This is a genomic window from Janthinobacterium sp. LPB2021202312-11-4, from assembly GCF_037049705.1.
In the GTDB taxonomy this organism is placed as follows: domain Bacteria; phylum Pseudomonadota; class Gammaproteobacteria; order Pseudomonadales; family Pseudomonadaceae; genus Aquipseudomonas.
This window is the reverse complement of sequence record NZ_JBAGKV010000003.1, coordinates 107,655-128,112: the sequence shown is the minus strand read 5'-3', so window position 1 is coordinate 128,112 and position 20,458 is coordinate 107,655. Positions and strand designations below refer to the sequence as shown.

17 protein-coding genes are annotated in these 20,458 nt (G+C 61.2%); 8 read left to right on the top strand and 9 right to left on the bottom strand.

Annotated features, from left to right (window positions below; all coding sequences use genetic code 11):
* Nucleotides 1-56: 56 nt before the first annotated feature.
* Nucleotides 57-518 carry a helix-turn-helix domain-containing protein gene (locus tag V5E99_RS04590; RefSeq protein ID WP_499801287.1) on the top strand — a complete coding sequence of 154 codons (462 nt, stop codon included), beginning with the start codon at nucleotides 57-59 and terminating at the stop codon, nucleotides 516-518.
* Between the two features lie 33 nt (nucleotides 519-551).
* Here V5E99_RS04590 and V5E99_RS04585 read toward each other — a convergent pair whose 3' ends face one another.
* Complete coding sequence (locus V5E99_RS04585) at nucleotides 552-1,517, bottom strand: alpha/beta fold hydrolase (RefSeq protein ID WP_499801285.1); 966 nt, start codon at nucleotides 1,515-1,517, stop codon at nucleotides 552-554.
* A complete protein-coding gene (locus tag V5E99_RS04580; protein WP_499801284.1) occupies nucleotides 1,405-1,980 on the bottom strand; it encodes a flavodoxin family protein in 576 nt (191 codons plus the stop codon). The genes V5E99_RS04585 and V5E99_RS04580 overlap by 113 nt, the downstream gene beginning before the upstream one ends.
* 319 nt (nucleotides 1,981-2,299) lie before the next feature.
* Between V5E99_RS04580 and V5E99_RS04575 the strand changes: the two genes are divergently transcribed.
* Nucleotides 2,300-5,095, top strand: coding sequence for an ATP-binding protein (locus V5E99_RS04575; RefSeq protein ID WP_499801282.1), 2,796 nt, complete (start codon nucleotides 2,300-2,302; stop codon nucleotides 5,093-5,095).
* On the opposite strand, the gene V5E99_RS04570 is transcribed toward V5E99_RS04575, so the two are convergent.
* Both V5E99_RS04570 and V5E99_RS04565 read right to left on the bottom strand, forming a co-directional pair.
* Nucleotides 5,060-6,538, bottom strand: coding sequence for an ATP-binding protein (locus V5E99_RS04570; RefSeq protein WP_499801280.1), 1,479 nt, complete (start codon nucleotides 6,536-6,538; stop codon nucleotides 5,060-5,062). The genes V5E99_RS04575 and V5E99_RS04570 overlap by 36 nt on opposite strands.
* A 186-nt stretch (nucleotides 6,539-6,724) precedes the next feature.
* Nucleotides 6,725-7,675, bottom strand: coding sequence for a GlxA family transcriptional regulator (locus V5E99_RS04565; RefSeq protein ID WP_499801279.1), 951 nt, complete (start codon nucleotides 7,673-7,675; stop codon nucleotides 6,725-6,727).
* 325 nt (nucleotides 7,676-8,000) lie between these two features.
* Between V5E99_RS04565 and V5E99_RS04560 the strand changes: the two genes are divergently transcribed.
* On the top strand, nucleotides 8,001-8,723 hold the full coding sequence (locus V5E99_RS04560) for a pirin family protein (protein ID WP_499801278.1): 723 nt from the start codon (nucleotides 8,001-8,003) through the stop codon (nucleotides 8,721-8,723).
* Nucleotides 8,724-8,864: 141 nt separating this feature from the next.
* On the opposite strand, the gene V5E99_RS04555 is transcribed toward V5E99_RS04560, so the two are convergent.
* Nucleotides 8,865-9,740, bottom strand: a complete 876-nt coding sequence (locus tag V5E99_RS04555) for a LysR family transcriptional regulator (RefSeq protein ID WP_499801277.1) — start codon at nucleotides 9,738-9,740, stop codon at nucleotides 8,865-8,867.
* A 113-nt stretch (nucleotides 9,741-9,853) separates the two neighbouring features.
* Here V5E99_RS04555 and V5E99_RS04550 point away from each other — a divergent pair, with 113 nt between their 5' ends.
* The 3 genes from V5E99_RS04550 to V5E99_RS04540 all read left to right on the top strand — a co-directional run bounded on the left by V5E99_RS04550 (nucleotide 9,854) and on the right by V5E99_RS04540 (nucleotide 14,339).
* Nucleotides 9,854-11,098, top strand: coding sequence for a YbfB/YjiJ family MFS transporter (locus V5E99_RS04550; protein WP_499801276.1), 1,245 nt, complete (start codon nucleotides 9,854-9,856; stop codon nucleotides 11,096-11,098).
* A 111-nt stretch (nucleotides 11,099-11,209) separates the two neighbouring features.
* Nucleotides 11,210-12,190 (top strand): NAD(P)H-quinone oxidoreductase, encoded by a 981-nt coding sequence (locus V5E99_RS04545; protein WP_499801503.1) that lies wholly within the window; start codon nucleotides 11,210-11,212, stop codon nucleotides 12,188-12,190.
* Between the two features lie 292 nt (nucleotides 12,191-12,482).
* Complete coding sequence (locus V5E99_RS04540; RefSeq protein ID WP_499801275.1) at nucleotides 12,483-14,339, top strand: sensor domain-containing diguanylate cyclase; 1,857 nt, start codon at nucleotides 12,483-12,485, stop codon at nucleotides 14,337-14,339.
* On the opposite strand, the gene deoC is transcribed toward V5E99_RS04540, so the two are convergent.
* Nucleotides 14,333-15,016, bottom strand: a complete 684-nt coding sequence (gene deoC / locus V5E99_RS04535) for a deoxyribose-phosphate aldolase (RefSeq protein WP_499801274.1) — start codon at nucleotides 15,014-15,016, stop codon at nucleotides 14,333-14,335. The genes V5E99_RS04540 and deoC overlap by 7 nt on opposite strands.
* Before the next feature lie 127 nt (nucleotides 15,017-15,143).
* Here deoC and deoR point away from each other — a divergent pair, with 127 nt between their 5' ends.
* A complete protein-coding gene (deoR, locus tag V5E99_RS04530; RefSeq protein ID WP_499801272.1) occupies nucleotides 15,144-15,908 on the top strand; it encodes a DNA-binding transcriptional repressor DeoR in 765 nt (254 codons plus the stop codon).
* On the opposite strand, the gene V5E99_RS04525 is transcribed toward deoR, so the two are convergent.
* Genes V5E99_RS04525 through rbsK form a run of 3 tightly spaced genes read right to left on the bottom strand, consistent with a single transcriptional unit; the run spans nucleotide 15,901 to nucleotide 19,257 of the window.
* On the bottom strand, nucleotides 15,901-16,959 hold the full coding sequence (locus V5E99_RS04525; RefSeq protein ID WP_499801270.1) for an aldose 1-epimerase family protein: 1,059 nt from the start codon (nucleotides 16,957-16,959) through the stop codon (nucleotides 15,901-15,903). The genes deoR and V5E99_RS04525 overlap by 8 nt on opposite strands.
* On the bottom strand, nucleotides 16,956-18,287 hold the full coding sequence (gene fucP / locus V5E99_RS04520; protein WP_499801269.1) for an L-fucose:H+ symporter permease: 1,332 nt from the start codon (nucleotides 18,285-18,287) through the stop codon (nucleotides 16,956-16,958). Before fucP ends, V5E99_RS04525 begins: the two co-directional genes overlap by 4 nt.
* A 43-nt stretch (nucleotides 18,288-18,330) precedes the next feature.
* Nucleotides 18,331-19,257 carry a ribokinase gene (rbsK, locus tag V5E99_RS04515; RefSeq protein WP_499801267.1) on the bottom strand — a complete coding sequence of 309 codons (927 nt, stop codon included), beginning with the start codon at nucleotides 19,255-19,257 and terminating at the stop codon, nucleotides 18,331-18,333.
* Nucleotides 19,258-19,504: 247 nt separating this feature from the next.
* Between rbsK and V5E99_RS04510 the strand changes: the two genes are divergently transcribed.
* Nucleotides 19,505-20,455 (top strand): alpha/beta hydrolase, encoded by a 951-nt coding sequence (locus V5E99_RS04510; RefSeq protein ID WP_499801265.1) that lies wholly within the window; start codon nucleotides 19,505-19,507, stop codon nucleotides 20,453-20,455.
* Nucleotides 20,456-20,458: the final 3 nt, after the last annotated feature.

The window sequence follows — 20,458 nt, the reverse complement described above, 5'->3', positions numbered from 1 at the left end:
GGTGCTGATCCACCGTGCAGTGCGCCCGCGCATTCCCACCGACACGGATATTTGTCATGGCTCACGTTCAGTTCAACGCCGTCAGGGCGCCCGCCACCCCAGTGCAAAAAAGCACCACCGGCGGCCTCGCGCCCTGGCGCGAAAACCTGGTCAAGCAACTGATCCTCGACCGTCTCAGCGAGCCCCTGGAAGTGACCGAACTGGCCCGCGCCTGCGCGCTGTCGCGCAGTCATTTCTCCCGGGCGTTCAAGTGCAGCACCGGGCTCTCGCCACAAGACTGGATTCGCTGCCAGCGCATCGCCAAAGCCAAGCAACTGATCCAGGACACCGACCTGACCCTGACGCAAATCAGCCTGGAATGCGGCTTTTGCGATCAGGCGCACTTCTGCCACATCTTCACTCGCAGCGAAGGGATCAACCCGTTTGCCTGGCGCTGCCAAGTGGTGCGCGCCCCTTCCTTCAACAGCAAAAGATCGCAGCCTTCGGCAGCTCCTACGGGTGTTCACATTCCCATGTAGGAGCTGGCGAAGCCTGCGATCTTTTGATCCTGCTTAGCCCTTCAAGAACGCCAGCAGATCTTCGTTGAGCTGGTCCTTATGGGTATCGGTCAGGCCATGGGGCGCGCCTGGATAGACCTTCAGCGTCGAGCCCTTGACCAGTCTGGCCGAAGCAATCCCCGCCGCTTCAATCGGCACCACCTGATCCGCATCGCCATGCACCACCAGGGTCGGCACGTCGAACTTCTTCAGGTCTTCGGTGAAATCGGTTTCCGAGAAGGCCTTGATGCAGTCATAGGCGTTCTTGTGACCCGAGGTCATGCCTTGCAGCCAGAACCAGTCGATCATGCCCTGGGAAGGCTTGGCGTCCGGTTTGTTGAAGCCAAAGAACGGGCCGGCGGCGAGGTCCTTGTAGAGCTGCGAACGGTCGACCAGGGAGGCCTGGCGAATGCCATCGAACACTTCGATCGGCAGGCCACCCGGGTTGGCTTCGGTTTTGAGCATCAGCGGCGGCACCGAGGAAATCAGCCCGGCCTTGGCGACCCGGCCAGTGCCGTGGCGACCGATGTAGCGCGCCACTTCGCCACCCCCGGTAGAGAAGCCAAACAGCACGGCATCTTTGAGGTCCAGCAATTCGATCAACTGCGCCAGGTCGTCGGCGTAGGTGTCCATGTCATTACCGGTCCACGGCTGACTGGAACGACCATGACCACGACGGTCGTGGGCGATGACCCGGAAGCCTTTGGAGGCCAGGAAGATCATCTGCGCTTCCCAACTGTCGGCGTTCAGCGGCCAGCCGTGGCTGAACACGATGGGCTGACCGGTGCCCCAGTCCTTGTAGTAAATCTCGGTGCCGTCGCGGGTAGTGAATGTGCTCATGTGGCGTGCTCCTTTTTGGGGGGATGTATCAAATCGGTGAGTGATGCAGGCGTTCGGCCAGGCGTGCGACCCGCTCGCCCAGGAGCGCGGCGGTGCAGCGATCTTCGGGCGGTGGCGCGTCGTCGGGGGACTGCTCGACATTCGACTGGGCCATGGCACCGAGGGAGCTGCCGAGGCGATTGAGCTGCCCATCGAACAGGCCGGTGCTGCTGCGGGCCGGCAGCACGTCGAGGCCGACCCAGATCATTGAATGCTGGGCGGCGAACACCGCCATCTGCAGCAAGGTGTTGAGTTTGTCGCCGCACAAGCAGCCGGAATTGGTGAAGCCGGCCGCGAGTTTGTCGCGCCAGGGCTGAGCCAGGTAAAACGCCGCCGTGGCCTCCATAAAGCCTTTGAAGGACGCCGAGGCGCTGCCCATGTAGGTCGGGGCGCCGAAGATGATCGCGTCGGCCCGGTGCAGGTGCTCCCACTGGGTCTCGACGTCCTCCACCGAAATCAGCCGACAGGTGCTGCCCACGTGCCGCTCCACGCCCAGCGCCACGGCTTCGGCCATGACGCGGGTGTGCCCGTAGCCACTGTGATAGACCACCACCACATCGCTCATTCCGGCATCCTCCAGAGGTGTCCATTCCTTTTACAGCGCGAAGACAGTGATCTTCGTTGGACTTGAAGCCCTAGAGTTTTGGGCGTAGACCTGACGCTCGACGAGTTAAACGTTGTTAATTTTCAAAACCGCGCCTCACGGTCCAATCGCCTTTTTGTCACACTCGCAGCCCGTAAATACGCAGCGGCGACCGAGGCGAGGAACGCGGCAGTCGCAGCGAACACCTGACAGTCACTCGAGCCCTCATTGCGCTGACGAACAATCCTGAGGAATATGCTCGGAAACCGCGTACTAGACGGATGCAAGCAGGAGTGACCCGTTGACCCTTCCACCCGAACAGGCCCTGCATTTCGGCCCTTACCGGATCTATCCCGGACAACGTCTGATCCTCGAAGGCGACCAGCCCGTGCGCCTGGGGCGGCGTGCCATGGACATTCTGTTGATCCTGCTGGAGCACGCCGGGAACGTGGTCAGCAAGCAGCAATTGATCGCCCGGGTTTGGCCCAAAAGCATCGTCGAAGACATCAATTTGCGGGTGCACATGGCGGCGCTGCGCAAGGCCTTGGGCGACGGCCAGGCCGGCCAGCGCTACATCGTCACCGTGGCGCAGCGCGGCTATAGTTTTGTCGCGCCCTATTCCCTGGAGTCCGCCGGGCAACAACCCGACAACACGGTTTACGAACCGCGCCGGCATAACCTGCCGGTGCGCCGCACGCGCCTGATCGGCCGTCAGCACTTGGTGGACAGCGTGGTCACGCACCTGGCCCGCCAGCGGTTCATCACCCTGGTCGGGCCCGGCGGCATCGGCAAAACCACCGTGGCCCTGCGAGTGGCCGAGCAACTGATCGGCGACTATCGCGACGGCATTCGCCTGCTGGACCTGGCGCCGCTCAATGACCCGGCAATGATCACCGCACACCTGGCGACACTGCTGGACCTGTCCCTGCACGACGCTGAGCCGACGAATGGCTTGGCGAGCTTCCTGCGCGAACGGCAGATGCTGTTGGTGATCGATAACTGCGAACACCTGATCGATGCGATTGCGCTGCTTTGCGAAAGCATCCTGCGCAGCGCACCGCAGGTGCACATTCTGGCCACCAGCCGCGAGAGCCTGCGGGCCGAAGGCGAATACGTGCAACGCCTGGAATCGCTGGACTGCCCGCCGCCCATCGCCGTACTCGACCGTACCCAGGCCCTGAGTTTTTCCGCCCTGCAATTGTTCGTCGAGCGGGCGATGGCCAGCCATGACAGCTTTGAACTGAGCGATGAAGAACTGCCCCTGGCGATTGAGATTTGCCAGCGGCTGGACGGTATTCCGTTGGCCATCGAACTGGCGGCGGCGCAAGTCGTCGACCTCGGTATCGAGGGTTTGCTGACGCAACTGCAAGGCAGTTTCCGGCTGCTGACCCAAGGCTCGCAAACAGCGTTGGGCCGCCATCAGACCCTGCGCGCGACACTGGACTGGAGCTTCGAATTGCTCAGTGCCTGCGAGCAAACCTGCCTGCGCCGATTGGGGCTGTTCCGGGACGGGTTCACCCTGGAGTCGGCGGCGGCCGTGATCGTTGGCCAGCGTATCGAACCCAATGTGGTGTTTGGCTCGATCACGCAATTGGTGGCCAAGTCGTTGTTGAACGTAGAAGTTGGCGATGAGGAGGTGTTTTATCGCCTGCTGGACACCACCCGCAGCTACGCCCTGGAAAAACTTCACTTGGCCGCCGAACTGCCTGAGACCCGTCAACGCCACGCCGAGCGCTGCCTGGCCTTGATGCAACAAGCGCAGACCGACTGGGAGCAAACCCCCACCCACCTGTGGATCGAGCGTTACGCCCGTAGCCTGGAGGACATCCGCGCCGCCCTCGAATGGGGTTTGCACGCGAACGGGCCGCAGATGCTGGCGATCCGCTTGACCGCCAGTTCAATGCCGCTGTGGCAGGAACTGTCGTTGCTCAAGGAGCACGGCGTGTACGTGCGCCGGGCTTTGGCGCTGCTCGACGCCGCCGCCGAGCCCTGCCCTCGCCTGACCCTATCGCTCAAGCTCGCTCTCGGCAGCTCCTGCTACCACGCCCAGGGGGGCAGCGCCGAGACCATCGACGCCTTCGTCAGCGCCAAAGCACTGGCTGAACGCTGCGAAGACGTTGCCGGTCAGTTGCGTGCGGTGTCCGGGCACATGGCGGTCAATCTGTGCTGCGGCAACTATCAAATGGCCCTGGAACAGACCCGCACATTCGACCGACTCAGGTTGCAGGGCGATGCGCTGTTGTCCTTGAGCACACAGCGTTTGCGGGTGCTGGCGCTGCACTTTTCCGGGGATCAGCAACAGGCCCGGGAGAATGCCGAACAGGTCATCCAGCGCATGGCCCAGAGCGGCCACCTCAACCGTTTCACCCACGGTTTTGGCGTGCAGTACGACCAGAGTGTCGCGTCCCTGACGATTCTGGCCCGAATCCTCTGGCTGCAAGGCCAGCCGGAACAAGCCTGGCGCACCGCTCGCCAGGCGTTGGACATCGCGATCCAGATCAACCACGGCACGTCCATTTGCTACACCCTCGCGCTGTCCGGATGCCTGATCGCCCATTACAACGGCGACAGCACCACCGCCCGCGATCTTGTGCGCCTGTTGCTGGAACAGGCGCAAAAGCATTCGGTGCTGCTGTTCTACAACTGGGCCCGGCAGTACGCGCGGGTGATTGACGGCGCCGAGGCGCCATTACCGGCGCAAGCGAACAGCGGTCTGGTCAAGGAGATCATGGTGACGCTGGACGGCGGCCTGGTTGATGAGGCGTTGTGGGTTCGGGCGCAAAGCGGTGCGGCGGGCTGGAGCACGGCGGAGATTCTTCGGGGACGGGCCGATGCATTGCTCGCCGACTCACGACCCAGCGAAGCCGAGGCGGTGCTGCTCAAGGCGTTGACGGTGGCGAAAAGTCAGGGGGCGCTGGCTTGGGAACTGCGCAGCGCCACCTCACTGGCGCAGCTTTGGCAGCGCCAAGGCGAGGTTCAGCGCGCTTACGAATTGCTCGCGCCGATCTATGGCCGGTTCACCGAAGGTTTTGCCACGCCGGACCTGACGAAAGTCCGGCGTTTACTCGATGAGCTCAGCGGGCAATTGCACGCCTGAGATCCAGCGTGCCCGGCTGATGTAGTGCGCATGACTCCGTTCGAGCGCCCGCATTTGGCCGCTGCGTTCGAGTTTTTCCAGGGCATAGGTGCGCGTGGTGTGGAAGAAACGATAGCGCGGCACGCCACTGCCCTGCTCCACCGACAACAGTGATTTGCGCGCCAATTGCTCCACCGTTTCCAACAGGTGCACGGGCGGCAGGTCGGCGCTGCTGATCACGCCAATGGCGGCGTCGAGGGTGAAGGCCATTTTGAACACCGCCAGACGCTGCAACACCGTTTGCTCCAGCGGGCTCAGCCGCTCATAGCTCCAGTCCAGCGCTGCCTTGAGGGACTGGTGACGTGGCACCGCCGTGCGTCGGCCCTGGGTCAGCAGTTGAAAGCAATTACCCAGTTGCGCCTGCAACCCGACCAGCGCCAGCGCATCGATTTGCGCGGCGGCCAGTTCAATGGCCAGAGGCAAGCCATCGAGGCGCCGACAGATGTCGCGCACGGCTTTGAGATCCTGTTCACGCAGGGCAAAGCCCTGTTGCCGGGCGCGGGCGCGACTGACCAGCAACTGCACCGCCGAATAGCCCATGACCTCGGCCACGCTGCACAACGCCGAGGACGGCGGCACCGCCAAGGATGGTAAACGCAACACGGTTTCACCCAGCGCTTGAAGCGGTTCGCGGCTGGTGGCCAGGATCGACAGGCGCGGCGCGGTGGCCAGCAGTTCCTCGACCAGGGTGCGGCAACGGTCGAGCACGTGTTCGCAATTGTCGAGCACCAGCAAGGCATGCCGTGGCAGCAGTGCCGTCACGCCAGCCTCGAGTTCCAGGGTTTGAATCAGTTGATCGACGACTTGCGCCGGATCGTCGACTGTCGCCAGATCCACGATCCAGACGCCATCGCGGTAGTGCTGCAACAGCAGCTCCGCCACGCGCAGCGCCACGGTGGTTTTACCGATGCCGGCCGGGCCGACCAGGGTCATGAAGCGTCGCACCGGCAATTGGCGCACCACGCTGCCGACGATCGAGTCGCGACCGGTGATCGAGGTGAGTCGCGCCGGCAGGTTGTGCTGGGGTTTGTGCACGCTGTCGATGAAGATCGGCAGCGCTTCCAGCACCTGCCCGACCGGGGCGATGAAGCTGTAGCCGCGCAGGGGAATGTTGACGATGTAGCGCTCGCCGTTCTGGCCGTCGCCCAGAGCCCGGCGCAGAGCGGCAATGTGCACGCGCAGGTTGATCTCTTCGACCACTGACGTCGGCCAGACCCGAGCGATCAATTCGTCTTTGCTGACCACTTGCCCGGCGTGCTCGACCAGCACCTGCAAAATGTCGAGTGCTCGCCCGCCCATGCGCAGCGGCCGATCACCTTCCAGGATCAGCCGTTGGCTTGGGTGGAACGCGTAGGGGCCGAACCGCAGCACCGCTTCGCTGGTTAATTCTCTGAGGCTGTTCATGCACGTTCACGTGCTGAAGACCTGGTAGGGCTCAAGGTACTGCAAGATCCGTCGCGCACGTCCATCCAGGCTCCCGCACCTCCATTGCAAAGAGTTCACGGCTATCTTGGCAGGCATCGATGACCGCACAACGACCGCACAGGGATCATTACGGACATCGCGGTGCGCATAACGGACACAACGGCTCTAGCTGAACTGTTCGCGGTACTGCGCCGGGATCAAACCGAGCTTTTCACTGAACAAAAAGCGCATGTGCCGCACGCTGCCAAAGCCACTTTTGTAAGCCACGGTCTTAAGCGGTGCGTCGCAGGTTTCCAGCATATTTCGCGCGCGGTCGATACGCGCACTTTGCAAGAACTCCATGGGCGTCATGTTCACTTCCCGGGCAAACAGTCGGGCGAAATGCCGTGCACTCATGTTCGCCATATCCGCCATGCGTTCGACGCTGAAGGCTTCGTCGAGGTGTTCGAGTACGTAATTCTGCACGCGGGTGATGGGGGTTTCGTGAGTAGCGACAGCGGCCATCAACGGACTGAATTGCGCCTGGCCGCCCTGGCGTTTCATCACCACCAGCAGCACCTTTGCCACGTCCTGGGCGACTTTTTTGCCGTGGTCCTGAGCGACCACCGCCAGTGCCAGGTCGATACCCGCCGTGACGCCGCCGGAGGTGATGAGATTGCGGTCCTCAACGAAAATCTGATCGGTCTGCACCGTGGCCTTGGGGAAGCCTTTGATCAGCCGTTCGGTGTAATGCCAGTGGGTGGTCACGCGATAACCGTCGAGCAACCCGGCATGCCCGAGCACGAATGCGCCAGTGCAGATCGAACCATAACGTTCGGCACGGGCAACCGCCCCCCGCAGCCAGGTCAGCAGCGGCTCGCGTTTTTCGTTATAGGCGCCGGGGCCGCCGGGGACCAGCAGCAGGTCGTAACCGTCGCCAGCCTGATCGATATGGACATCGGCGTGGACCTTGACGCCATTGGACGCAAGCAACGGACCGTGCTCGGTGCCGATCGTCGACAACACATAGTGGTCGGCCGGGTCCAGATAACGGTTGGCGATGGAAAACACTTCCATCGGCCCGGCCATGTCGAGCAGGAGAAAGTTGGGAAACAGCACCATTGCCACGGTTTTCATGGGTTGGACGTCACTGGGATCATAAAAAGAGAATTGTCGTCTGTTAAACACCGAACCCTGTGGGAGCGGGCTTGCTCGCGAAAGCGGCGTGTCAGTTGGCATTGAGTTCGCTGACACACCGCCTTCGCGAGCAAGCCCGCTCCCACAGGGTTTTGTTCGCTGTGCATTATGGCCTTTGTATCAAAGATGCATACGTGAACTTGCGCACAAAACTGTCAACCTGAAAGGGACAGTATTTCAATTTTCATCTACTTATTGCATCGAACGGTAAACATTAACCTTCTCCTCACTCGGACGAATTCACGTCCTGACAGGAGATTTCATCATGCTGACCCTTCGCAAAGCCTCGGATCGCGGCGCCGCCAATCACGGTTGGTTGAAGTCGTTCCACACCTTTTCCTTCGCCAACTATCGCAACCCGAAAGAACAGGGTTTTTCCGACCTGTTGGTGATCAACGATGACCGCGTGGCGGCCGGCAAAGGCTTTGGCCAGCACCCGCACCGAGACATGGAGATTTTCTCCTACGTGCTCGAAGGCGCACTGGAACACAAGGACACCCTGGGCACCGGTTCGGTGATCCGCCCTGGCGACGTGCAATTGATGAGCGCCGGCAGCGGCGTGGCCCACAGCGAGTACAACCACTCGGCCACTCGTGGCGTGCACTTTCTGCAAATCTGGATCGTGCCAGAGGTCAGCGGCGCCAAACCGCGTTATCAGCAGGAACATTTCAGCACCCAGAAAAAACGCGGTCGCTTGCAGTTGATCATTTCCCCGGACGGGGCGAAAGGTTCGCTGTCGGTGCGTCAGGATGCGCGGGTGTATGCCGGGCTGTTCGACGGCAAGGAAAGCGCCACCCTGGAACTGGCGGCTAACCGTTATGCCTATGTGCATGTGGCTCGCGGCAGTGTTGAACTGAACGGCGTGCCGTTGCAGGAAGGTGACGGCGTACGGGTTCGTGAAGAACAGGTGCTGACCTTGAGCAATGGCGTGGATGCCGAAGTGTTGGTGTTTGATTTGCGGCCGCAGGAATTGCCGGAAATGCCATAACGGCGCAGATCAAGGGATCGCAGCCTCGTTGCACTCGACAGCTCCTACAGGGCAAGGTGTTCACCCTTAAATCGCGGCGAACCCCAAACCTGTAGGAGCTGTCGAGGGCACCGAGGCTGCGATCTTTTGATCTATCCCACCTCACTCCCCCGTCCCGGAAAACCCCGCGACAATCTCATCAATCACCACCCTCACCCGCGCCGTGTGCCGCAGGTCCGCATGGGTCACCAGCCACACGTCATACGGCACCGGTCGCGTGCGCTCCGGCCACAGCCTGACCAGCCCATCCCGCTCCCCCATGTACACCGGAATCTCGCCAATCCCGATCCCCGCCGCAATGGATCGACGCACCAGCAGGCCAGAGCCCAGGCTCGACACAATCCGCCCCCGCGCCAGCGGTTCCGACACCAGGGTCATCTCCTTGTTGCTCGCCAGATACGGCTGATACACCACCAGGTCATGCCCTTCAAACGCCGAACCCGGTTCCGGCACGCCGTGGGCGTCAACATAGCCTTGGGAGGCGAACAACCCCACCGGCCAGCGCGCAATGCGCCGGGCGATCAGGTCCGGGTTGTCCGGCCGGGCGTTGCGCACGGCGATATCGGCTTCGCGCTTGGCCAGGCTGATCATTTGCGTGGAAGCGTCCAGTTGCACCCGCACATCCGGGTGTTTGCCGTGCAAGCGCGCGATGGCGGGGATCAGGAAGTCGATGGCCAGCGAGTCGGTGGTGCTGACCCGCACCGTGCCAGTGAGCCGATCATCGAGGCCCTGGATTTGCCGTTCCAGCTCCAGCGCCGACACCTCCATTTTCTCCACCGCTTGCAACGCCGCTTCGCCCACTGCCGTCAGCGCATAGCCTTCGGAGGTGCGCAGAAATAGCGTCGCACTCAAGGACTTCTCCAGCGCCGTGACCCGCCGCCCGACCGTCGCCTGATCGACCCCCAGTACCCGCGCCGCGCCGCGCAATGTCGATTCGCGGCAGACCGCCAAAAACACCCGCGCATCATCCCAATTCATAACACTTACCTTGCGATGCGTATTTGCATCACTGTAGCGCGAATTCGCTGCATTACTGCATCAAGAATACTCGATAGGCTGGACGCCAGAGATAACCTCACAGGAACGTTCTCATGCACAGCACCTCAACCCCCTCGTGTAGCGCCCTTTGGCTGCCGATCTTCGCCGGTCTCTGCGCCAGCCTGGTCAGCATTGGCCTGGCGCGTTTTGCCTACACACCGCTGATTCCCTCCTTGATCCAGGCGCAGTGGTTTTCCGCCAGTGACGTGGTGTACCTCGGCGCGGCCAATTTGGTCGGTTACCTGATCGGTGCACTGGTCGGCCATCCGCTCGCCCGGCGATTGAGCAACCGCACCGCCCTGCGCCTGATGATGCTGGCGGTGACACTCTCGTTTTTTGCCTGTGGCTTTCCACTGTCAGTGAGCTGGTTCTTCGGCTGGCGCTTGCTGTCGGGTGTGGCCGGTGGCGCGATCATGGTGCTGGTGGCTGCGACCGTGCTGCCTCATGTGCCAGTGTCCCGTCGGGGCTTGGCCAGTGGCGCGATTTTCCTCGGCATCGGCCTGGGCATTGCAGGCTCGGGGACGATTGTGCCGCCGCTGCTGAGCCTGGGTTTGCAGAACACCTGGTTCGGCCTCGGCTTGCTGGCGCTGGTGCTGACCGTCGCGAGCTGGTTTGGCTGGCCGTCCTCGACACCGCAACCTGCCGCACCGGTTAACGTTGGCAGCGAAACCTCGCCAACCCCGCCGGGCCTTTATCTGTTGTTCGCCCAGTACGCGTTTATGGCCGCAGGGCTGGTGCCGGCGATGGTGTTTCTGGTGGACTTCGTCGCCCGTGGTCTCGGCGCCGGCGCGCACGTCGGCGCGCTGATCTGGGTCATGTATGGCCTGGGGGCGATTGTCGGGCCGGTAAGCTATGGTTTTCTCGCCGACAAACTGGGTGCGCGGTTGAGCATTCGGATTGTGTTAGTGGTGCAGGCGATCACCTTGGGTTTGCTGGCGATATCCAGCTCATTCCTGGCCTTGGCGCTGCTGGCGGTCATCCTCGGTTCGTTCCCGCCGGGCATCGTCCCGCTGGCCTTGGCCCGGGTGCATGAGTTGGTGCCCAATCACCATCAGCAGCAAATCGCCTGGAGCCGCGCCACGGTATCGTTTGCCACGTTTCAGGCCCTGACCGGGTTTGCCTATTCGGCGATGTTCAATGCCAGCGGCGGGCATCACGCGTTGTTGTTTGTGATCGCGGCTGGGGCCATTGTGATGGCATTGGTTTTGGAGTTGGCGATGCGGTTGATCAAGATCAAAAGATCGCAGGCTTCGCCAGCTCCTACATTGAACCGCATCCACCCCGTAGGCGCTAAGTAGGAGCTGCCAAGTGAAACGAGGCTGCGATCTTTTGATCTTCAGCAACCACATACGATCCCATCTATCAATCCATTCACCACAGGACCCCAAAAAATGAATCTGCCCCACACCATGACCCTGATCGAAATCACCCAACCCGGCGGCCCGGAAGTCTTGCAACCACAGGAAGTGCCGATGCCCGAGGTGGCCACCGGTGAAGTGCTGATCCGCGTATACGCCGCCGGGGTCAATCGCCCCGATGTGCTGCAGCGTGCCGGCAAGTACCCGATGAAACCCGGCATGAACCCGAACCCCGGCCTGGAAGTGGCCGGCGAAGTGGTGGCGGTCGGCAAAGGGGTCAGTGAGTTTGTATTGGGCGACAAGGTGTGTGCACTGACCAACGGTGGCGGCTATGCGCAATATTGCGTGGCCCCGGCCAGCCAGACATTGCCGATCCCCGATGACATGGACTGGATTCAGGCCGCCGCGATTCCCGAAACCTTCTTCACAGTCTGGGCCAACCTGTTTGAAATGGGCGGCGCCAGCAAAGGTCAGCGGGCATTGATTCATGGCGGCACCAGCGGCATCGGCACCACCGCACTGATGCTCTGCCGCGAGTTCGGCGTCGAAGCCTTCGCCACCGCCGGCAGCGAGGAAAAGTGCGACGCGATTCGCAAGCTCGGCGCCAGGGCAATCAATTATCGCGATGAGGATTTCGTCCAGGTCATCGCCGAAAAAACCTCTGGCAAAGGCGTCAACGTAATCCTCGACATCATGGGCGGCTCGTACTTCAACAACAACGTCGCCGCCCTGGCCATGGAAGGTCGACTGGTGATGCTGGGCTTCCTTGGCGGCGCCCATGCCGACGGTGTTGATCTGCTGGCGATCATGGCCAAGCGCGCGATCATTACCGGCTCGCTGCTGCGCTCGCGCACTCGGGAAGAGAAAGCCGCCATCGCCCAAGGGTTGTACGAATATGTCTGGCCAGTGCTGTCGGCCGGGCGTTGCTTGCCGATGATCGACAAGGTCTACCGGTTTACCGACGCGGCACAGGCCCATGCGCGGATGGAGGCCGGCGATCACATTGGCAAGATTGTGTTGCAGATGGATTGAGACTCATGGATCCACATCGCCCGGCTTCTGACGTCCAGGAACCGGGCTTTTTTTGGAAAAGTTGTACAACATCTGCACCATAAAGCGCTGATATGGCTCTGTCCCGCCTATTACAAAATATTATCTTATACATAGAACTTTAAACGTATAAGAATATCCAAAAACATGTCACCGTAATATCACTAAGCCAGCACCGCAATGCATTCGAAATAACCGGGCGCGCAACCTTGAAGATCAGGTCAGCGTCGCCGGGCGCTAAATTGATTCGCCGAGTCCGTTCCAGGAGCACGTCATGCACGAACATCATTTAGAAAAACATCGCCTGGACGCGGTACAAGCCCTGGAGTGGCTAAAAACGGCAGAATCGGAGAACTTCGACCGGATCTGCCGACTGGCAGCCGCCTATTTCAACGTTCCCACGGTGCTGATTTCGCTGGTGGAACGAGACCGTCAATGGTTCAAGTCGCGCATCGGTTTTGACCAGGAGCAAACCCCCATCGACCAATCGTTCTGCGCGTATGCCATCGGCGAGAACGGCGTGCTGCATGTTCAGGACGCGTCCAGGGATGCGCGTTTCTGCTCCAATCCGCTGGTGACGGCCCCCGGTGGAATTCGCTTTTACGCCGGCGCCCCGCTGCGAACTCGCGCCGGACACTGCATCGGCAGCCTGTGCATTATCGATAAAGAACCCAAGCAACTGAGCGACAGCGAACGCCTGGTGTTAGAGGACCTGGCCGAAATGGTGATGGCCCAGATTGAACAGCGGCAACTCACCGATTGCCATGACCCGATGAGCGGCCTGCCCAATCAGCGGCAGTTTTTTGCCGACCTCACCGACCTGGGTCTGCAAACAGATACCGAGCAACGGGTGATGGTGCTGATCGATGCACTCGACTCACAGCGCGGCCATGAACTGACCCTGGCGGTGGGTGCCGGGGCAACGCGATCAATCATCCTCGACATTGCCCGGCACCTGAAAAAAAGCCTGGCCGGCATCAGTTGCGCCTACCACGTCAATGACCGGCAGTTCTGCTTCATGCTGCCCGCCTCGATGGCTGACTACGAACTGTTTGTCCATCAGTTGATCGACCAAATGCGCGGCATGACGAAATCGGACAGTGCCCTCACCAGCCCCGCGCCACGGGCCGGCATGGTGATCTTCGATCACGATCCACTGTCCCACGCCGACCTGTTGCGCAAGGCCATGCACGCGGTGGAATCGGCCCGTCAAGCCAATACGCACTGGGCGCTCTACGACATCGCCAGAGACTGTGCCTGGCGTCGCGCGTTTACGTTGGCCAGGGATGTGGACCGGGCGCTCGCCACCGACCAGATGTATCTGGTGTTTCAACCGCGTTTCAACCTGCTCGATGGCCGCCGGATCAGCGCCGAAGCCCTGTTGCGCTGGAATCACCCGGAACTGGGCGCCGTGTCCCCGGCGGAGTTCATTCCCGTGCTGGAACGCAATGGTCTGATTAATCGAGTGACCCATTGGGTCATCGACCAAGCCTTAAGCACTATGGCGTTGTGGGAGGACGTCGAGTGCCGGGTGTCGCTCAATCTGTCGCCCAAGGATTTTGAAGATCAGGACATCGGTGAAATTCTCAGGCTCGCCTGTTTGCGTTTCGGGATCGAGCCGCACCGATTGGAAATCGAAATCACCGAAGGCGAATGGATCCGCGCCAATCCACAGGTCATCCGGCAACTCAAGGGGTTGCGCGAGCTGGGCATGGACGTGGCGATTGACGATTTCGGCAGTGGCTACAGCAATTTCGCCTATTTGCACGAGATCCCGGCCAACGTGATCAAGCTCGACAGATCGATTGTCACTGACCTGCCCGGCAGCCCGCGCAACCAGATCATCGCCAGCTCCATTTTTAAATTGGCCAGGGACCTGGGTTATCGCACGGTTGCGGAAGGTATCGAGGACTATCAATGCCTGGCACTGACGACTCAATACGGTTGTCACGAAGCCCAGGGGTACTTTCTGTCCCGCCCCATCACCCAGGCGCAATTCATGGCACAAGGCGTTGACGGACGTTTCCTGCTGCCCGCGGCCCAACGCCCGGCGTTCGAATCCTTGGAGCTCCCACTGCCGGGGGCCCTTCGTCCGTCATTTGAAGTCACGGGAGGCACGCTGACTCAATAACCCTCACCCGCCGCTTGGGCGCCGCCGACAATCGCAATGCCCGAGCTGCTGCCCAATCGGGTCGCGCCGGCCTCGATCATCGCCACGGCGGTCGGGTAATCGCGCACGCCGCCCGACGCCTTGACCCCAATGACCGGGCCCACGGTGCGGCGCATCAGGGCCACGTCTTCGACGGTGGCGCCGTTGCGGCTGAAACCGGTGGAGGTCTTGACGAACGCGACGTTCAGCTCGCGGCAGATTTCGCAGGCCTTCACTTTTTCCGCGTCGCTAAGCAGGCAGGTTTCCAGGATGACTTTCAACGGCACGCGGCCGCAGGCTTGTTTGACCTGGGCGATGTCGTCCTGCACTTCAGCGAACAACCCGTCCTTCAACCAACCGATGTTCAACACCATATCGATCTCCCCCGCGCCGGCCGCAATCGCCCGCTCGGCTTCAAAGGCCTTGGTGTCGCTCAGGCCGGCGCCCAACGGGAAGCCGACCACGGCGCAGACCTTGACGCTGTGCCCGGTCAGACACTGCGCGGCGTGGGGCACTTGCGCGGAATTCACGCACACCGAATAGAAGCCATGTTCCGCCGCTTCGCGGCACAGGGTGGCGATTTGCTCGCGGCTGGCGTCCGGCGCCAGCAAGGTGTGATCGATGTACTGCGCCAGTGCCTGGGGTGGGAGATGGGCCATCGCAAAAACTCCTGTTTGTATATTCAAATGCCCCTGCGCCACAATCGAGGATCATTTGCGCAAAAACGTTACAAAACTCACATTTAATGTTACTTAAATAACACCAACAATCAACCCCGGAATGCCTGTGGACAGTAAAAAAGCCGAGCGTCTCAAGCTGATTCAACAAGCCCTGCAAGACCAGAGCGCCATTCACTTGCGCGAAATGGCCGCGTTGCTGGACGTGTCGGAAATGACCCTGCGCCGTGACCTGAGCAAATACACCGACCACCTGCGCTTGCTCGGCGGTTACATCACTCGAATCCACGACGGCAATGAACCCGCCGATTACCGCGTGGCCGAACAGGACACCCGGCACGTCGAGGAAAAACGCCGCATCGGCAAACTCGCCGCGCGCTTTATCCAGCCTGGCGACACGGTGTTTTTCGACTGCGGCACCACCACGCCATTCGTGGTGGACTTCATTCCCGACGAACTCGAATTCACCGCCGTGTGCAACTCACTCAACGTGTTGCTCAAACTCTCGCAAAAACCCAACTGCCACATTGTGGTTTGCGGCGGTACGTTCCATCGCAAGAACCAGGTGTTCGAGAACACTACCGAAACCGGCATCCTCGACAACGTGCGTCTGACCTGGGCCTTTGTGTCCGCCGCCGGGGTCAGCCAGGACTTCGGCGTGACCTGCTTCAACTTCAATGAAGTGGAGGTCAAGCAGAAGGTCCTGCGCCAGGCTCAGCAACGGTTGCTGCTGGCCGACCACAGCAAGTTCGACACGGTGCGCACCGCGCATTTCGCCGACCTTGGGGATTTCCAGTACGTGATCAGCGACAAGAAAATCCCCAAGGCCTACCGCGACGCCATTACCGCCAGCGGTGCGCAGTTGATTATCTGATCAAGGCGTGTTGCTCGGCTTGAGTCAGATAACCGGTGGTTACCGTAAACGCCGCCGTCTCCCCCGCCGCCAATACGCGCACGTGACCTTTGGCGGACTCGGCGCGATAGCCTTCCGGCTCGCAAGTGGCGGGCAAGACGAATGCCGCCACTTGCTGATCGGCGTTGTGCAGGATCCAGCGTGCGGCGTGGTCGAATTGGTCGGGCCGATAGCGGGTGTAGAAGGCCGCACCGTCCGGATGGCTCAGCAGAAAATGCGCATCGCCGTTGGCATCGGCGCGCACGCCATCGAAGAAAAACACGACCTCCGGGTCGTAGAGGTCGGGTCGGTCCAGGCACTGGAACTGCTCTGGCTCCAGCGCCAATTGCTCCATGTAATGGCTCCAGGCCGGCGTCGGTTTGACGTGTGCCGGGACGCTGCTGCGCAGGCGCACCCGCTCAAAGCCCAGTGGTTCGATAAACCGCGCGCCCTCGACGTAGGCGTAGTTCATGTGGGCCATGTACATCAGGTCCATGGGTTTGCCTGCCAGGTTGGTCACGGTCATGGCGATATCGAACAGCGCGGAGTCGGCATGCAGGGTCACGCTTGGGCTCGCCAGATAGCGATCACCGAAACCCTGAGCGTATTCATACTCGCCACCCAGGCGCAGGAACGGTCCGGCGCTGTCTTCACCGACGTCCAGCCAGGCTCGGTCCATCGCCGCGCAGGGCATTTCACCGTGCAATGGATGGTCGTCCTCGGGCGTCGGGCAACCGTTGCGCAGCAAGCCACTGTGGAACATGAAACAGCCGTAGGTGCCGATCACCGTGGGGCTCGGCCGGGGCTGGCTGAACAGGTTGCTCATGGTCAGGTCGCAGCCGTCGAACACCGCGTCCCAGATCATCTGGCCCTGGTACGGCAGCACCACCAGTTTTCCACGGCTGTTGCTCATTTCCAGCGCCAGCACGCCGCTGGGATAAACGCTGGCGCTGACCTTAAATTGTTCGGATTCCAACAGCGTCTTCGGCGCTTCGCCAAACAGCGCCGGGTAGAGATTGATACGCGTACTCATGAGGTCACCGCCACGCCCACCGATGACCGTTCGCGGGTGGAATGACGCAGGCACCGCACCGCATAAGCGACGATCACGATGAAGCACAGCAACGGCACGGTGTAGGCCAGTTGCATGTTGCCGCCGCTGTAATCCGACAGCAGCCCCTGGAAGATCGGAATCACCCCGCCGCCAACGATGCTCATCACCAGCAGCGAACCGCCGACGCCAGTGTCTTCACCCAGGCCATCGATGGTCAGGCCATAAATGGTCGGCCAGCAAGGGCCGAGGAACACACTCACGCCCACTGCCGCATACACCGCGGTGATGTTCGGCACCAGAATGGTGTAGGCCAGCAACACGATGCACAGCAAGCCATACACCGCCAGTACCTTGGCCGGGTGCAGTTTACGCATCAGCACGTTGGCGATCAGTTTGCCGACGAAGTACGCGGCGAAGGTGGTCAGCAAAAACCACGACGCGCTGCGCTCGTTCATCCCACCCAATTGCATGGCCAGGCGAATGGTGAAACTCCACACGCCGACCTGCGCGCCAACGTACAGAAACTGTGCCAGCACGCCGAAGGTGAAGCGTTTGTTGCCCCACAGCCGCGACAGGCTCTGACCGAGGCTGGCGGTTTTCCTGGTAGCGGTTTGCACGCCTTTGCACGCCGGGAACCGGGTGATGGCGATCAGGATAAACATCAGCACCAACACCGCGATCATCCATTTGTACGGCAGCAAGGTGGACTGGATCATTTGCAGTTGCTGAACCGCCGCGTCGGAAGCGCTCATTTGCGTGAGTTGTTCGCGGGAGGCATCAGTGTCCTTGAACATCACGAAACTGCCGACGTACACCCCGGCCATCGCGCCGAACGGGTGGAAGGTCTGGGAAATGTTCAGGCGACGGGTGCCGGTTTCCCGTGGACCCATTAGCGTCGAATAGGTGTTGCACGCGGTTTCGAGAAACGACAGACCCGCCGCGATCACGAACAGCGCCAGCAGGAACATGCCGTACTTGGCGGTGGACGCCGCCGGGAAGAACAGCAGGCAGCCGAGCATGTAGAGCATCAGGCCAATGAGGATGGTGGTCTTGTAGCTGAATCGCCGGACCACCAACGCTGCCGGAATCGCCACGAAAAAGTAGCCAAGGTAAAACGCCGACTGCACGAACGCGGTCTGGAAGTCGCTGAGCAGGAAGGCCTTCTTGAAATGCGCGATAAGCACGTCGTTCATGCTCGCGGCTGCCGCCCACAGCGCAAAGATGCTGCACAGCAAAATGAAGGCGAACCAGGGCGTGCGGTTCAGGTAGAAGCCATCGGGCGTCTGTTGGAGCGGAGGCTTTGTCATTGTTGTTCTCCGGGTGGGTTTTGAGGGGTGAATCAATTCGGTATCAGTCGTCGAATTGACGCTGGAATTCAGCGAATGCGAGCGCGTCCGGGTAGGAAGTCTGGGTGCCGAGGCCGGTGACCGAGCAGGCGGAATAGGCGACCGCTTCGAGCATGGCGGCACGGATATCGCGATCGCGGCTCCAGCGCTGGATGAAGCACCCGATGAACGCATCGCCGGCCCCGGTGGTGTCGCGGGCGGCAACCCGCAGGCCGGGAATCTGAAACTCACCCTCTTCGCCGACGTACAGCGCGCCGTGCTCGCCGAGGGTCACGATCACATGGCGGATGCCGCTGGCGACCAGGGTTTTCGCGGCGTTCAGCGCGGACTCGGGCGAGTCCACGGTCTGGCCGCTGATCAGCGCCAGTTCGGACTCGTTGGGCACCAGGAAATCCAGCTGCGCCAGGTGTTCGCGGCTCAGGCCGGCCAAGGCTGGCGCCGGGTTGAGCAGTACCGGAATGTTGTGTTCGCGGCCGAAGGCGATGGCGTGGTAGACGGTTTCCACATTGATTTCGAGTTGCAGCACGATCAGCGAACACTCGCGCAGGGCTGGCGCGGCGGTGTCGATATCCGCCGGGACGAGATGGGCGTTGGCGCCTTTGACGATGAGGATGCTGTTGTGGGAATCGGCCTGGACGAAGATCGGCGCCACCCCGCTGGACACGCCCGGCACACGTTGCACGTAACGGGTGTCGATGCCAAAGCGCTGGAAGTTAGCCAGGGTGTTGTCGGCAAACATGTCATCGCCGACCTTGGTCAGCATCAGCACATCTGCCCCGAGCTTGGCCGCAGCCACCGCCTGATTGGCACCCTTGCCGCCGCAACCGAGGGCAAATCCCGGGGCTTCCAGCGTCTCGCCCTGGGCCGGCATGCGGTCGATGTAGGTGATCAGATCCACCATATTGCTGCCGATGACTGCGATCTTGCTCATTGCTATCCCACCTTGTGACGGCTTGCCAGGCTGAGGCCGGCGTTGTTGTTTTGTTATTTAAATAACATTTTGTGTGATTATTCAATCTTTTTGTTGAAATGGCCGGCAGGCAAAGACGAGCGGCTTTGCGCTGATCCGGTGCGAGCGTGAGAACGATCTTGCAACACACACGACTGTCGAAATAATTCCCGGCCCCAGCACGCATCTGTTAAAACCCGTGCTTTCCCCTGATCGACTGGACCGCTGCATGTTTTCTACCCTGATGAGCCGCTTGGGCCGGCGCTGGTTACCGTTGCTGTGTATGGCGCTGCTGATTGTCGGTCTGCCGGTGGGTTGCGGGGTGCTCAAGTACAAAGAGCGCGAGTTGTTGTTTCGGATCGAGCCGGGCACCGCCGGGTGGTATCACGGTTTGCCGCAGGACGTTCAGGAGTTCGACATCAAACCGGCCAGCTTCAAGGGCGATCAAAACCTGCATGCCTGGTGGTGGCCCGCCGCCCGCCGGGATGCGCCGTCGATCCTGTACCTGCACGGCGTGCGCTGGAACCTGACGGGCCAGGCGTTCCGCATCGAGCAGTTACGGGCCATGGGCTATTCGGTGCTGGCCATCGACTACCGGGGGTTTGGCCAGAGCAAGGGCGATCTGCCGTCGGAAGCCAGCGTTTATGAAGACGCCCGCGTGGCCTGGGATCGCTTCAAAACGATGCAGCCAGACCCGAACAAACGCCTGATCTACGGACACTCACTGGGTGGCGCGGTGGCCATCGACCTGGCAGCCGACCTGGCCACTCAGGCGAAAAAGGACCACGTCGCGGTGCCGGTGCGCGGGTTGGTGATCGAGTCCACCTTCACCACGCTGGGGGATGCCGTCGCGCAAGTGGCGGACAGCAACCTGCCGGTGAAATCCCTGCCGGTGCGCTGGTTGCTGTCACAGAAATTCGACTCCATCGACAAGATCACCGACATCGACATGCCGCTGCTGGTGGTTCACGGTCTGGCTGATGCGTTCATGCCGTCGCGCTTCAGCCAGCAGTTGTTCAACGCCGCCAACGAACCCAAGCGCCTGCTGCTGGTGCCCGGTGGCACACACAACAACAGCATGAGCCTGGGCGGCGGCCAGTATCGTCAGGCCATCGAAAACCTGATGAAAAGCAAACCGGCGCAGGTTGCTGCGATGAATCGCAGTTCACCGGAAACCTAACGT